The organism is Luteibacter sp. 1214 (assembly GCF_031455395.1).
Classification (GTDB): Bacteria; Pseudomonadota; Gammaproteobacteria; order Xanthomonadales; family Rhodanobacteraceae; genus Luteibacter; species Luteibacter mycovicinus.
In genome coordinates this window covers 100,804-113,551 of the sequence record NZ_JAVDSQ010000003.1, presented here as the reverse complement: position 1 = coordinate 113,551, position 12,748 = coordinate 100,804, and the positions used below count along the sequence as shown (strand labels likewise).

Sequence of the window (12,748 nt, the reverse complement as noted above, 5' to 3'; positions counted from 1 at the left end):
TCCGAGTGTTGCTGCGACGGACGGCATCAGAGCCGTGCGACCATGAGTTTTCCACTGTCGAGCCAGCACTGGACGGCCTGGCCCTCGAATTCTTTGGGCATGTCTTCAAACACGCGATAGTGACCGGCGATAGCCACCAGCTCGGCACGGAAATCCGAGCAGAAGATGCGCGCCGACTCGTCGCCCTGTGCCCCGGCCATGGCACGGCCGCGCAGGCTGCCGTAGACATGGATGGAGCCATCGGCGATGACTTCCGCGCCATTGGCGACGGCAGCCATGACCACGAGATCGCGGTCGCGGGCGTATATCTGCTGGCCGGAGCGCACGGCGCTGCCGATGTGGTGCTGGGCTGTCGTGGCGCCGCCGGTGTCTTCGTCGTTATCCAGCGGAGCGCGGGCCGGTTCGGCGCGGCCCGGTGCGGGCGGCGCGACCTGCACGGCGGCATCGCCCGACGCGGGTTCGTACTGGGCACGGAACTTGGCGATAAGCGGGAGATTCATGCGCTCGGCGAGCGCTTCGGTCTCCGCGGTTCCGTAAGCAATGCCGACGGGCAGCATGCCCGCGCTGCGGATGGCTTCGAGCAGCGCGTCGACCATGCCGTCGTCCGGCAGCTTCGGCAGGTGTGAGAGGTCGAGGACCACCGCGGCGCGGTTGAACATCTGCGGCGCGGAGCGCACGCGGCGTTCGAGTTCTTCGACCAGCGCGGCGGCATCGACCCGGCGCAGGCGCACGCAGGCGATACCGACCTGGCCGAAGCGGAGGTCGCAGGCGGCTTCGAGGGATTCGGCGCGGGCGTTCATGCGCGTACTCCTGCGGCATCCGCCGGGCGTTGCCGCTCACCCAGCCATGCGACGGCGGGCAGGCCGTCCTGCTCGAGGTAACGCTCGCGCACGAACGGGAAACTGGGCAGTTCACGGGCGAGCAGACTCACCTTCGGGCCGGTCTCCCCCATTTTCTGCTGACCGACTTCCTGGAAGCCCATGGTGCCGTGGAACAGCACGGTCTGGTCGTCGCGGGGTTCAAGGAAGACTTCGCAGGTCAAAAGCGGCACACGTACCTCGGCATAACTTTGTACATCGCAGTAGAAAATGCGGCCCAGACCATGCCCGCGCGATTCGGATGCGATCACGATGCGATCGATATACACGAAGCTTTCGTAATGGGCCTGGAACCAGCGGAAATTTGGGCTGGTGTAGTCGGCGTCCTGGCGCATGGCGATCAGGAAGCCGAGGATGCGACCGTCCTGTTCGGCCACGCGGAAGTAATGCGCGATGTCGTACAGGTAGCGCAGGCGGGACATGTCCGTGGCGAGAATGCCGGTGCCTGCCTCGTTATTGAGTGCGAGCACGGCATCCAGGTCGTGCTCGCGCACGTCGCGGATGGCAAGGGCCATTCGTTGCTCCGCTTGAGTGTTCTTGGAAAGCGACCCCCAGGCCGCCGAATGCGCGGCATTATGGCATGCCCGCGACTCGCCGGGGAGCGCGACGCGGATGTAAAACCGTTGTAAAGCCAACGCTTGCCGCCTGCCGGAGCGTGACTTCTATCAGGTGGTGGGCGGCGCGCGAGGCCCTATGATGAGGCCATGTCCAAGCTTCAGTTCAATCACGTCCGGCTGCTGCGGTACGCCACCTATCTGGCCTACCTCTGCGCGGGCCTGCCGTTGTCGATCCAGCGCGCCGGTAACCAGCCGGGCCAGATCGGCGACATGGCCTTGCTGGCCTGGATCGCGTGCTACCTCGTCTTTGGCGTCGTCTACTGGCTCCTGACCCGCCAGCTGGGTTCGCGCGTGGACGGTTTCACGCGCGTCGCCGTCCTGCTGATCCTGACCGGCACCGCGCTCGCCGTGGGCGGGCTGAGCAAGAGCGGCGTCAGTGCGCTCCTGCTGGTGATCGTCGCCGCCGTGGTTCCCTGGATCATCAGCCTGCCCCTGGCGATGGCCTGGATGGTGCTGGCGCACGTCGCCCTGATACCCCTGTTCTATGCCGCGGTCGGCTGGTCGCTGGTCGCCTCGGTCATGCAGGCGGTCCTCTATTTCGGGTTCTCGGCCCTGATGTTCATCGCCTCGCTGATCGCCAGCCAGCAGGCGGACGAGCGCGAGGAATTGCGCCATCTGAACGCGGAGCTACGCGCGACCCGCGCGCTCCTGGCCGAGTCGACCCGCATCGCGGAGCGCATGCGCATCGCGCGCGACCTGCACGATCTGGTCGGTCACCACCTCACGGCGCTCAGCCTCAACCTCGAGGTCGCGAGCCACCTGACCAACGACACGGCCCGCGAGCATGTGCTGAAGGCGCAGAAAACCGCCAAGCAGCTGTTGGCGGACGTGCGGGAGGTGGTCAGCGAGTTGCGTCAGGACGACGCCATCGACCTCACCCAGGCCCTGCGCAGTCTCACGGAAGGCGTGCCGGGGCTGGCCGTACACCTGAGCGTCCCGCCGCGTTTCGGCGTGGAGGATCCGCGTCGGGCGCAGATGCTGTTGCGTTGCGCCCAGGAGATCCTCACCAATACGGTCCGTCACGCCAACGCTCGCAATCTCTGGCTGACCTTCCGTCACACCGGACCGGACGAACTCTGTCTGGACGCGCGCGACGATGGTCGCGGCAGTACCCAGTTCCAGCCGGGCAACGGCCTTAACGGCATGCGCGAACGTCTCGCCGAATTCGGCGGGACGGTCACCTTCGGGGGTGAGACGCAGGGCGGATTCGCCCTGACCGCCCGCCTGCCGCTGGGTGAGGAGCCCACGCTGGCCCACGCCCCGGCTCGTCACACGCTGGAGGTCACGGATGACGCCGAGGCCCTCCCGCGTGCCACACTTTCCGTTCCTTCCGAGGACCACCCATGATTTCCGTCTGCCTCGTTGACGATCAGAACCTGGTGCGCCAGGGCATCCGCTCCTTGCTGGACCTCGCCGGCGATATCCGCGTCGTGGCGGAATGCGCCGACGGCGCCCAGGCGGTGCAGACGATCCCCCAGGTACGGCCGGACGTGGTCCTGCTCGATCTGCGCATGCCCAACATGAGCGGCCTGGAGGTCCTGCAGACCCTGGGTGGCCGCAATGAGCTCCCGCCGACGATCATCCTGACCACCTTCGACGACGACCAGCTGGTGTTGTCCGGCCTGAAGGCCGGCGCCCGTGGCTATCTGTTGAAAGACGTGTCGCTCGATCAGCTCGTCGAGGCCGTGCGCACCGTCTCCGCCGGCGGTTCGCTGGTGGCGCCCATGGTTACCCAGCGCCTGCTGGCCGGCGTGGGTCGCATCCAGAACCAGTTTTCCAGCCTCGAGCAGCCGGATCCGCTGACCGAACGCGAGACCGAGATCCTGCGGCTGCTGTCGGGCGGCTACAGCAACAAGGAAATCGCCAATTCCCTGCGGGTCGCCGAGGGGACGGTGAAAAACCATGTGTCCAACATCCTTTCCAAACTGGGCGTCCGGGACCGCACGCGCGCCGTATTGAAGGCGCTGGAGCTCGGGATCGTCTGAGCCCGACTCGACCGGGCGGCATCGTCCGGGAGCTTCCGGCCGAAAATCCGCTTGTGCAGGCTTGCGAAAAAGGGCAGGGGACCCAATGGCGTTCCCTGTCGTGAGCAGCTACCATCGGCTCTTTCGGCGCTGGCGAACCCCAAGCCACGGCCGATTCTTCAGGGGTGACCATGCGGCGTCCATGGCCGTGTGCGGAGCCTGTTCGTAAGACGTTCGGAGAACCGTGGAATGACGCGTCTGTTAGAATTTATCGTTGCCCTCGTCATCGTCGCCGTATTGGGCGTCGTTGTCGGGCTGGCTATGCCCTCGGCCGGACACGTCGAGCGCGAAATGCTGATCAGCAAGGACTTGCGCCAGGTTTACGACGTTTTCAGCAACTTCCGTCGTTTCCCTGACTACACCGTCCTTCGCTCCTTCGATCCCAAGGTCCAGTTCGAGCTTTCGGGCAAGGCTTACGGTCCGGGTGCCAAGATCGCCTGGAAGGCCGACGACAAGAAGGTCGGTGACGGCTCGCTCGAGATCGCCTCGATCGATCCGGATTTCTCCAAGGTGTCCGATGCCGGCAAGGGCACCATCGTCTGGAACGTCGACAACGCCTGGCGCGGTAACGACAAGAAGTTCACCATCAACCTCGAGCGCACTGGCCGCAGCCAGAAGCTCGTCAAGGTCAAGTGGGCTTACGACGTCGACTACGGCTTCAACCTGGTCAACCGCTTCTCCAACCTCTATATCCACGGCGATCCGGACGCGCTGATTCAGTTCAGCCTGTCCAACCTTCAGAACCTGATGGCTGCGATCCCGAACATCGACTACAGCAAGATGGTTCCGGCCATCGCCGACCAGCCGGCCAAGCCGATCCTCTTCGTGTCGACCACGGCCCCGCGCACCCTCGACGACGTCGACACCGCGTCGGACAAGGCCTGGGGCGAACTGCAGGCCGCGGCGAAGAAGCTGGGCGTGAACATCGTCAGCCCGCGCATCACCTTCACCACGAACTGGGGCGACCAGAACTATACGTTCGACGTCGCCGCCGAGATCGACGCCACCACGCTGAAGATCAACGGTCAGGACGTCGAACTGACGGCCGCCCAGCGTCCTTCGCTCGACGCCGCCGCTCCGGCTGCCGCCTCGACGGCCGCCGCTCCGGCCGCTGCCGATTCGGCCGCGCCGGGTAGCAAGGACAAGCTCGGCCGCGTCATCGTCGACGGCAACGTCAAGGCTGTTCTCGCCTTCGGTGGCAAGGCGCTCAAGGCGGAGTGGAACGGCACCGGTGCCGGCCTGCCGCAGACGCGTCAGATGCTCGAAGCCTACTCGCAGACCCATGGTTACAAGTTCGACGACGTCACCTTCCGTCCCTACGACATCCAGGTGAAGGCGCCGACCAACAACCACGGTACGATCGAGGGTTACGACGAGCAGAAGTTCGAGATCTACCTGCCGCTGCAGGGCGACAACATTCCGGAGCAGACTCCGGAACAGGAAGCCGGCCTGAAGCAGCCGGGCCTGGAAGAATCGGCTCCGGCCGGCTCGTCCTCCGCCCCCGCTCCGGCGGGTACCGCTGCGGCTCCGGCCGAAGCGGGCACCGCGCCGACGATGGCCCAGTAAGCCTCGTAAGCCATGCGACACGAAGAGCCCCGGTAACCCCGGGGCTTTTTTATGCGTTAATTGTCGTCAATGATCGAGACCGACCGACTGACCCGTTGCTATGGCCCGCTGATCGCGGTGGATGCCCTTTCCCTGCGTGCCGAACCGGGCCAGGTGCTGGGGCTGCTCGGCCCCAATGGCGCCGGGAAGTCCACGGCCATGCGCATGATCGCGGGGTTCCTCACTCCGACGTCCGGCACCGCCCGCGTCTGTGGCCACGACGTCCGCAAGGAGCCCCTGTCGGCCAAGCGCGCCCTGGGCTACCTGCCGGAGGGTGCGCCCAGCTATGGCGAAATGACGGTCCGTGAGTTCCTTACGTTCATCGTCAGGGTTCGTGGCCTGGACCGCGACATCGCGTATCGGCGCTTCGATGAGGTCGTCGCCCGTCTCGAACTGGAAGACGTGCTGGAGCAGACCATCGGTACCCTGTCCAAGGGCCTGCGTCGCCGGGTCGGCCTCGCGCAGGCGATCCTGCACGATCCTCCGGTACTGATGCTTGACGAACCGACGGACGGCCTGGATCCCAACCAGAAGCATTCCGTGCGCATGCTCATCGATGCCATGGCGCGGGAGCGCACCATCCTGATTTCCACGCATCTGCTCGAAGAGGTGCACGCTTTGTGCAATCGCGTCGCGATCATCGCCAACGGCAAGCTCCTCGCCGACGCGACACCGGCCGAGCTGGAGGCGCGCTCGCGGTATCACGGTGCCGTTTCCTTCAGCGCGCAGGGCAGTGCGGTGTCCCGCGAGATGCTTGCGCGCATTTCGGGCGTGTCGATGGTGGAAGTGGATCCGCTGGATGGGCGGGTCACCGTGTTCCCGAAACCGGGGCAGCCGATCCTCGACGAGGTGCAGGCGCTTCTTCGCACGCAGAACCTGCGGGTTTCAGAGATTCAGCTGGAGCAGGGCAGGCTGGACGAAGTCTTCCGGCAGATCACGACGCAGCCGCGCGGAGGCCACGCATGAGCGCCGTCACCGCCATCGCGCGCCGCGAGTTGTGGGGCTACTTCGTGACGCCTGTGGCCTACGTCTTCATGGTCATCTTCCTGGTGCTGGCCGGAACGCTGACGTTTTACAGCGGCGATTTCTACGATCGCGGCCTGGCCGACCTGCAGCCTTTCTTCGACATGCATCCCTGGCTGTACCTCGTGCTGGTGCCCGCCGTGACCATGTCGATGTGGGCCGAGGAGCGGGCGTCCGGCACGCTCGAACTGCTGTTCTCGCTGCCGGTGTCGATTTCGCAGGCCGTGCTGGGCAAGTTCCTGGCCGCCTGGGCCTTCATCGGTGTTTGTCTGGTCCTGACCTTTCCGATCTGGATCACGGTGAATTACCTCGGGGATCCCGACAACGGGGTGATCCTCGCCGGCTACGTCGGTAGCTGGCTGATGGCCGGTGCGTTCATCGCCATCGGGGCGTGCATGTCCACCGCTACCCGGAGCCAGATCGTCGCGTTCATTTTGACCGCATCGGTGTGCTTCCTCCTGCTCCTGGTCGGACAGCCCCAGGTGCTCGATTTTTTCCAGGACTCGGTGCCGCCGAAGCTGATCGGCGCCATGGGGCAGCTGAGCATGGCGCGACACGCCAACGCTATCGCCCGCGGGGTACTCGATCTGCGCGACCTGGTGTACTTCTTCGCCACCATCGTCGCCTGGCTCGGCGCGAGTGTCGTGGTACTCGACCTGAAGAGGACGCGCTGAGATGGCCCGTCGCTTCAGGATCACCCGTTCGTTGCGCCTGCGCGCGGCACTGGTGGCGATCGCCGTGCTTTTCCTTGCGGCGGTGGCGATCAGTTCGATGTCGTTGCGCACGGCACGCGTCGACCTCACGGCCGACCGTATCTACACCCTGACGCCGGGCACGCTGCAGATCGTCGACGCCCTGCGCAAGCCGCTGACTGTCACGCTGTATTTCTCCGACCACGCCACGCGCGACCTTCCGCAGTTGCGCAGCTACGAGCAGCGTGTGCAGGAGATGCTGCGAGAGATCGCGGTTCGCGCCCACGGCCGGGTACGGTTCCGCGTCATCGACCCGGTGCCTTATTCCGACGATGAAGACGCTGCCGAAGGCTACGGGCTGACGCCTGCCACCGGTGGCAGCAATGGCGAGCGCGTGTTCTTCGGTCTCGTCGGCATGGACGGGACCGGTGAAGTGCCGCCCCAGGCGATCCCGTTCTTCGACCCCGCGCGCGAGTCGTTTGTCGAATACGACATCGCCAAACTGCTCTATGAGCTTGGCATGCCGCAGAAGCCGAAACTCGGGGTGGTGAGCTCGCTGCCGGTGGAAGGCAATCCGGTGATCGGAGAAGCGCCGTGGACACTGTTCCATCAGCTGGACCAGATCGCGGATGTCACGACGATCGATCCCGAGGGACTCACCCACATCGATCCGTCGATCAAGGTGTTGCTGCTGGTCCATCCCAAGCGTCTGTCGGACGACGCGCAGTATGCGATCGACCAGTACGTGCTGCGCGGCGGACACCTTGTCGTCTTCGTCGATCCCGACTCGGAAATGGATAGCGCGCCGCTGATCGATCCGCGGGGGACGGTGGACGATCACGATTCCGATCTGCATCGTCTGTTCGAGGCCTGGGGCGTGGTCTTCGACCCGACTCAGGTCGTGCTGGACCGTTCGCATGCGCTGACGATCGACCTCAACGGCAACAATATCGGCCATCCGGCGATGCTCGGGCTGGGGACGCAGGACCTCAATCACGACGATGTGGTGACGGCGAGCCTGCAGCGCGTGAATTTCTCGACAGCGGGCCACTTCGAGCTTGCGCAGGACACGAAGGCGCGATTGGTACCTCTGGTGCAGACGTCCGACGAGGCGGCTGTTGTCGCCGCGCAGCGCGTGCGCGATGCCGCGAACGATCCGACCACCCTCATGGAGAACTACGAGCCCAGTCACGAGCGCTACGTCCTGGCTGCGCGGCTGCGCGACACCTTCCACACGGCGTTCCCCGAACGTGCGGGAAAGGGGCATCTCGACCAGGCGGCCGGCCCCGGCGAGATCGTGCTCGTCGCCGACACCGACCTGCTTTCGGATCGCTTGTGGATCGACGTGCAGCCGTTGCTTGGGCAGCAGCAGCTGACGCCGTTTGCCAATAACGGCGACTTCGTCTCGAACATCGTCGACAACCTTGGCGGGTCCACCGCCTTGCTGTCCATTCGTGGACGGGTCAACGCGCAGCGGCCGTTCACCCGGGTGCGCGCGCTGCAGGCCGCGGCGGACCGCAAGTTCCTGACGAAGAAACGCGAGCTGGAGAACGAGCTCTACGATACCCAGCGGCGTCTGGCCGAACTGCAGCCCAGCAAGGGTGGGAGTGGCGGTACGGCCACCGCGGAGCAGCGGCGCGAGGTCGAGCAGTATCTTCAGCGCAAACTCGCGATCGGTAAGGAGCTGCGCGACGTGCAGCACCAGCTCAACGCCGAGATCGACGCGCTGGGCCTGCGCCTGAAGTTCATCAACATCGTGCTCGTCCCGGGGCTGGTTGCGCTCATCGGCCTGATCTACGGCTGGCGACGCACCCGTCGCGGTCGCCGCGCGGCCTGACGGTGGCCGCCGGCGCGCTGAAGTGGATCGTGCCCTGGGAGTTCTCCTGGGTCTTCGTGATCGTGTTCGTCGCGACGGCGCTGCTGTATGCGGCGGGGTGCCGGCGACTGCGGGTGTCGATGGCGCGCAAGGCGGCGTTCTGGGTCGGTATGGCGATGATCTACGTCGCGCTGCATACCTACTTCGACTACTTCGCGGAGCACGAGTTTTTCATGCACCGCATCCAGCAAGTGCTTCTCCATCATCTGGCGCCCTTGCTGATCATCGCCTCCTATCCGGGAACGGTGCTGCGGGCCGGCCTTCCGCCGACGTGGCGCGTCCGGCTGCGTCGCGCCGGGCGTTCGCCGGTATCGCGCGCACTGTCGGCGATACTGCTACACCCGGCCGTCGTCACGCTCCTTTTTGTCGCGCTGATCGTCGTCTGGCTGATTCCCGACATGCAGACGCTCGCCATGCTGGACTGGCGCATCTACCGCGCGATGAACTGGTCGATGGTGCTGTCCGGCCTGGCCTACTGGTGGCTGGTGCTCGACCACCGGCCGAAGCCACCCGGTCGCATGTCGCCCGGATGGCGCGTGTTGTCACCCGGAATCACGATGACGCCGCAGATCGTCGCCGGCGCCATCGTCACCTTCTCGAAGACCGATCTCTACCCGATCTTCGAGATCTGCGGTCGCGCGTTCACGCTCAACGTGCTGACGGGTCAGCTGATCGGAGGAGTGATCATGTGGGTGCCCGCGGCGATGATCGAATCCGCGGGCGGCCTGCTCGCGATGCGCCAGTGGCTGCGCCTCTCGCGCGCCGGGCGCCTGCCACGACGGGCGCCCGTGCGTCGCGTGGCGGCGCGTCAGTAGACCTTCGCCACCTTGTCCGCCTTGGCGGTGACCTTGTCCTTCTTCGGCTTGCCCTTCAGCGGCGGCAACTCGATTTCCTCATTGGGCACGAGCTGATCGGGGATCTGGTCGAGCAGATGGCGGATCAGATTGAGCCGCCCGGTTTTCTGATCGTTGAAGTCGGCCACGAACCACGGCGCGTCGGCCGTGTGCGTGCGCTGGATCATCGCGTCACGCAGGTCGCCCGTCTCGGCGTATTTCTCCCGTCCCTTGAGGTCGACGGGTGACAGCTTCCAGCGTTTCAACGGATCTTCCGCGCGCTCGGCGAAGCGCTCCTCCTGCTCCTGCTGATCCACGGAAAGCCAGTACTTGAGCAGGATGATGCCGTCGTCGGTCAGCAGTTTCTCGAAGGCCGGGCAGGCTTTCATGAAAGCGTCGTACTGCTCGTCGGTGCAGAAGCCCATCACCGGCTCGACGACGGCGCGGTTGTACCAGCTGCGGTCGAACAGGACCAGCTCGCCCGCCGATGGCAGGTGTGCCACGTAGCGCTGGAAGTACCACTGGGTCTGTTCGTCCTGCGACGGCTTGCCCAGGGCGACGACGCGCGCGGCGCGGGTGTCGAGCTTGTCGGTGATGGCCTTGATGGTGCCGCCCTTGCCGGCGGCATCGCGGCCTTCGAAGAGGACGACCATGCGTTTGCCGGTGCGGCGCAGCCATCGGGTCAGGCCGATCAGTTCGATCTGCAGGGCTTCGAGGTCGTGTTCGTAGGCTTTCTTCTTTTTCTTGCCCATCGGTTCGTTCCACGCGGGGAGGGTGACCGATTGTGGGGCAGAAAATGTCATCCCGCCGTCAGACTTTGTAACTCGTCGGCCTGCGCCTCGCGGGTCAGCGTATCGATCAGCTCGTCCATATCGCCCTGCAGTACCTCGGTGAGCCGGTACAGCGTGAGGTTGACGCGGTGATCGGTGATCCGCCCCTGCGGAAAGTTGTAGGTGCGGATGCGCTGGCTGCGATCGCCCGAGCCGACCTGCAGGCGGCGGGATTCGGCCTGCGCGGCACTCTGCTTGCTCCGCTCCGCGTCCAGAAGGCGGGCCTTGAGCAGGCTCATCGCCCGGGCGCGGTTCTTGTGCTGGCTGCGCTCGTCCTGGCATTCGACCACCGTCCCCGTCGGCAGATGGGTGATGCGGATGGCCGAGTCCGTCTTGTTCACATGCTGGCCACCGGCACCGGAGGCCCGGAAGGTGTCGACCTTGAGGTCGCCGTCGCGGATTTCGATCTCGTCGATATCGTCCTGCTCGGGCAGGATCGCCACGGTCGCCGCCGAGGTGTGGATACGGCCCTGCGACTCGGTTTCGGGCACACGCTGCACGCGGTGAGTACCCGATTCGAACTTCAGCTTCGAGTAGGCGCCGCGGCCCTCGATGCGGGCGACGATTTCCTTGTACCCGCCATGCTCCCCGTCGTTCGCGCTGAGGATCTCGACGTGCCAGCGCTGTCGCTCCGCATAGCGGGCGTACATGCGGAAAAGGTCACCGGCGAAGATCGCCGCCTCGTCGCCACCGGTGCCGGCGCGTACTTCGAGAAAGAGATTGCCCTCGTCACGCGGGTCCTTCGGCAGCAGGAGGATCTGCAGCTCGCCATCCAGCTCGGTCAGGCGGCCCTCGATCCGCTCGATATCGTCCGCGGCCATGTCGCGCATCTCGGGATCGTCGAGCATGGCTCGGGTCTCGGCCAGCTCGCGCTGGGCCTCGTCGTGCTCCCGCAGCGACAGGGCGACAGGCTCGAGCTGGGCATACTCCCTCGAAAGATCGCGAAAGCGCTGGTTGTCGGCGAGGGCGTCCGGCTGCGCGAGCAGGCGGCCGACTTCCTCGTGACGTTCGGCGAGGGCTTCGAGTTTGCGGCGGATCGAGGGAGTCATCAAAGGCACGACAGAGGGCTATAGCCCGACATCATGCGGAAACGTCGTCGTCCGGGTCCAGTCCATACAGCCGGCCGGCGGCGTGAAGCAGGTCCAGATCGCCTGATAGGGCGGCATCGCGCAGGCGTGCGCTGGGTGCGTGCAGCAGCTTGTTGGTCAGGGTATTGGCCAGGAACGCGAGGGCTTCTTCCGCGGGACGTCCTCTGGCCAGCATGGCCTGCGCCTTGGCCAGCACTTCGTCGCGCTGCGTCTCGGCCGCGAGGCGCATGTCCACGGCAGGGTTACGCAGGGTGAGTGCGCGGCGCCAGGACATGTAGCGTTCGACCTGGAGGTCGATGATGGCGTCGGCTTCGCGGGCCGCCATTTCGCGGGACCGGCGGTTCTCGTCGATGACCTGTTTCAGGTCGTCGATGCCGTAGAGGTACACGTCGTCGAGCTGCGCCACCTCCGCCTCGATATCGCGTGGCACGGCGATATCGACCATGAACATCGGACGGCGGCGGCGGGCGGCGATGGCATCGGTAACCATCGCCTTCGTCACCACCGGCAGCCGCGAGGCCGTCGAGGTGATCACGATGTCGGCCTCGGCCAGGTGGCGGGGCAGGTCGGCCAGTGAGATGGCATAGCCGCTGTAGCGGCTGGCGAGTTCCTGGGCGTTCTCGAGGGTGCGGTTGGCCACGATCAGCCGGCGCACCTTCTTGTCGGTCAGGTGGCGCGCCGCCAGTTCGATCGTCTCGCCCGCACCGATCAGCAGGACGCAGGCCTGACGCAGATCCGTGAAGACCTGTTCGGCCAGGCGCACCGCCGTGTAGGCGACGGAGACCGTGTGTGCACCGATACGGGTGTCCGTCCGGACCCGCTTGGCCACCGCGAAGGTGTGCTGGAGCAGGCGTTCCATCGGGGCGCGTAGCGACTGGGCCGTGCGCGCATGCTGGTAGGCGTCCTTGACCTGGCCGAGGATCTGCGGCTCGCCCAGCACCATGGAGTCGAGTCCGGTCGCCACCCGGAACATGTGGCGCACCGCGTCGTGTTCGTCATGGCGGTAGAGGAACTCGTCCAGCCGTTGCGGGGTCAGACGATGCTGTCGGGACAGCCACTGGCCGGGTACCCCCTCGAAACCCTCGGTCACACTGCAGTACAGCTCGGTACGGTTGCAGGTGGAGAGGATCATCGCCTCTTCGACACCGGGTTGCCGGACAAGCTCATCGAGCGCCTCCGGCGTTGCCGTGGCGTCGAATGCCACCTGCTCACGCAGGCTGACCGGCGCGGTGAGGTGATTGAGCCCGAGGGCGATGAGTGGCATGACGGGCTGGAGTCGGCT

Annotated in this window: 12 protein-coding genes; 7 read left to right on the top strand and 5 right to left on the bottom strand. The window is 65.6% G+C overall.

The window, feature by feature from the left end:
* Positions 1-26: 26 nt before the first annotated feature.
* The gene (gene minC / locus J2X57_RS08905) at positions 27-800 is read right to left on the bottom strand and encodes a septum site-determining protein MinC (RefSeq protein ID WP_036115577.1); all 774 of its coding nucleotides are present in this window, start codon (positions 798-800) and stop codon (positions 27-29) included.
* Positions 797-1,393, bottom strand: a complete 597-nt coding sequence (locus J2X57_RS08900; protein ID WP_308845988.1) for a GNAT family N-acetyltransferase — start codon at positions 1,391-1,393, stop codon at positions 797-799. Before J2X57_RS08900 ends, minC begins: the two co-directional genes overlap by 4 nt.
* A gap of 189 nt (positions 1,394-1,582) precedes the next feature.
* Between J2X57_RS08900 and J2X57_RS08895 the strand changes: the two genes are divergently transcribed.
* The 7 genes from J2X57_RS08895 (at position 1,583) to J2X57_RS08865 (ending at position 9,530) form a co-directional block, all read left to right on the top strand.
* The gene (locus tag J2X57_RS08895; RefSeq protein ID WP_309865999.1) at positions 1,583-2,842 is read left to right on the top strand and encodes a sensor histidine kinase; all 1,260 of its coding nucleotides are present in this window, start codon (positions 1,583-1,585) and stop codon (positions 2,840-2,842) included.
* Positions 2,839-3,480 carry a response regulator transcription factor gene (locus tag J2X57_RS08890; RefSeq protein WP_036115573.1) on the top strand — a complete coding sequence of 214 codons (642 nt, stop codon included), beginning with the start codon at positions 2,839-2,841 and terminating at the stop codon, positions 3,478-3,480. Before J2X57_RS08895 ends, J2X57_RS08890 begins: the two co-directional genes overlap by 4 nt.
* 228 nt (positions 3,481-3,708) lie before the next feature.
* Complete coding sequence (locus J2X57_RS08885) at positions 3,709-5,085, top strand: polyketide cyclase (RefSeq protein ID WP_036115570.1); 1,377 nt, start codon at positions 3,709-3,711, stop codon at positions 5,083-5,085.
* Between the two features lie 69 nt (positions 5,086-5,154).
* Complete coding sequence (locus J2X57_RS08880; RefSeq protein ID WP_309865994.1) at positions 5,155-6,090, top strand: ABC transporter ATP-binding protein; 936 nt, start codon at positions 5,155-5,157, stop codon at positions 6,088-6,090.
* Positions 6,087-6,821 (top strand): ABC transporter permease subunit, encoded by a 735-nt coding sequence (locus J2X57_RS08875; RefSeq protein WP_036115567.1) that lies wholly within the window; start codon positions 6,087-6,089, stop codon positions 6,819-6,821. The genes J2X57_RS08880 and J2X57_RS08875 overlap by 4 nt, the downstream gene beginning before the upstream one ends.
* A gap of 1 nt (position 6,822) precedes the next feature.
* Positions 6,823-8,676, top strand: a complete 1,854-nt coding sequence (locus J2X57_RS08870) for a Gldg family protein (RefSeq protein ID WP_036115562.1) — start codon at positions 6,823-6,825, stop codon at positions 8,674-8,676.
* A gap of 2 nt (positions 8,677-8,678) precedes the next feature.
* A complete protein-coding gene (locus J2X57_RS08865; protein ID WP_036115559.1) occupies positions 8,679-9,530 on the top strand; it encodes a cytochrome c oxidase assembly protein in 852 nt (283 codons plus the stop codon).
* On the opposite strand, the gene ppk2 is transcribed toward J2X57_RS08865, so the two are convergent.
* The 3 genes from ppk2 to hemA are packed head-to-tail and all read right to left on the bottom strand — an operon-like array spanning position 9,524 to position 12,730.
* Positions 9,524-10,300, bottom strand: a complete 777-nt coding sequence (gene ppk2 / locus J2X57_RS08860) for a polyphosphate kinase 2 (RefSeq protein WP_036115555.1) — start codon at positions 10,298-10,300, stop codon at positions 9,524-9,526. The two genes, J2X57_RS08865 and ppk2, sit on opposite strands and share 7 nt — an antisense overlap.
* A 47-nt stretch (positions 10,301-10,347) precedes the next feature.
* On the bottom strand, positions 10,348-11,427 hold the full coding sequence (gene prfA, locus J2X57_RS08855; RefSeq protein ID WP_036115553.1) for a peptide chain release factor 1: 1,080 nt from the start codon (positions 11,425-11,427) through the stop codon (positions 10,348-10,350).
* Between the two features lie 31 nt (positions 11,428-11,458).
* Positions 11,459-12,730: a glutamyl-tRNA reductase gene (hemA, locus tag J2X57_RS08850; RefSeq protein WP_036115550.1), complete on the bottom strand. Its 1,272-nt coding sequence runs from the start codon at positions 12,728-12,730 to the stop codon at positions 11,459-11,461.
* Between the last annotated feature and the right edge of the window lie 18 nt (positions 12,731-12,748).

Coding starts and splice junctions, on each gene's coding strand:
- minC (WP_036115577.1), bottom strand. CDS start 800: ATGAACGCCCGCGCCGAATCCCTCGAAGCCGCCTGCGACCTCCGCTTC.
- J2X57_RS08870 (WP_036115562.1), top strand. CDS start 6,823: ATGGCCCGTCGCTTCAGGATCACCCGTTCGTTGCGCCTGCGCGCGGCA.
- J2X57_RS08875 (WP_036115567.1), top strand. CDS start 6,087: ATGAGCGCCGTCACCGCCATCGCGCGCCGCGAGTTGTGGGGCTACTTC.
- J2X57_RS08885 (WP_036115570.1), top strand. CDS start 3,709: ATGACGCGTCTGTTAGAATTTATCGTTGCCCTCGTCATCGTCGCCGTA.
- J2X57_RS08890 (WP_036115573.1), top strand. CDS start 2,839: ATGATTTCCGTCTGCCTCGTTGACGATCAGAACCTGGTGCGCCAGGGC.
- J2X57_RS08900 (WP_308845988.1), bottom strand. CDS start 1,393: ATGGCCCTTGCCATCCGCGACGTGCGCGAGCACGACCTGGATGCCGTG.
- prfA (WP_036115553.1), bottom strand. CDS start 11,427: ATGACTCCCTCGATCCGCCGCAAACTCGAAGCCCTCGCCGAACGTCAC.
- ppk2 (WP_036115555.1), bottom strand. CDS start 10,300: ATGGGCAAGAAAAAGAAGAAAGCCTACGAACACGACCTCGAAGCCCTG.
- J2X57_RS08895 (WP_309865999.1), top strand. CDS start 1,583: ATGTCCAAGCTTCAGTTCAATCACGTCCGGCTGCTGCGGTACGCCACC.
- hemA (WP_036115550.1), bottom strand. CDS start 12,730: ATGCCACTCATCGCCCTCGGGCTCAATCACCTCACCGCGCCGGTCAGC.
- J2X57_RS08880 (WP_309865994.1), top strand. CDS start 5,155: ATGATCGAGACCGACCGACTGACCCGTTGCTATGGCCCGCTGATCGCG.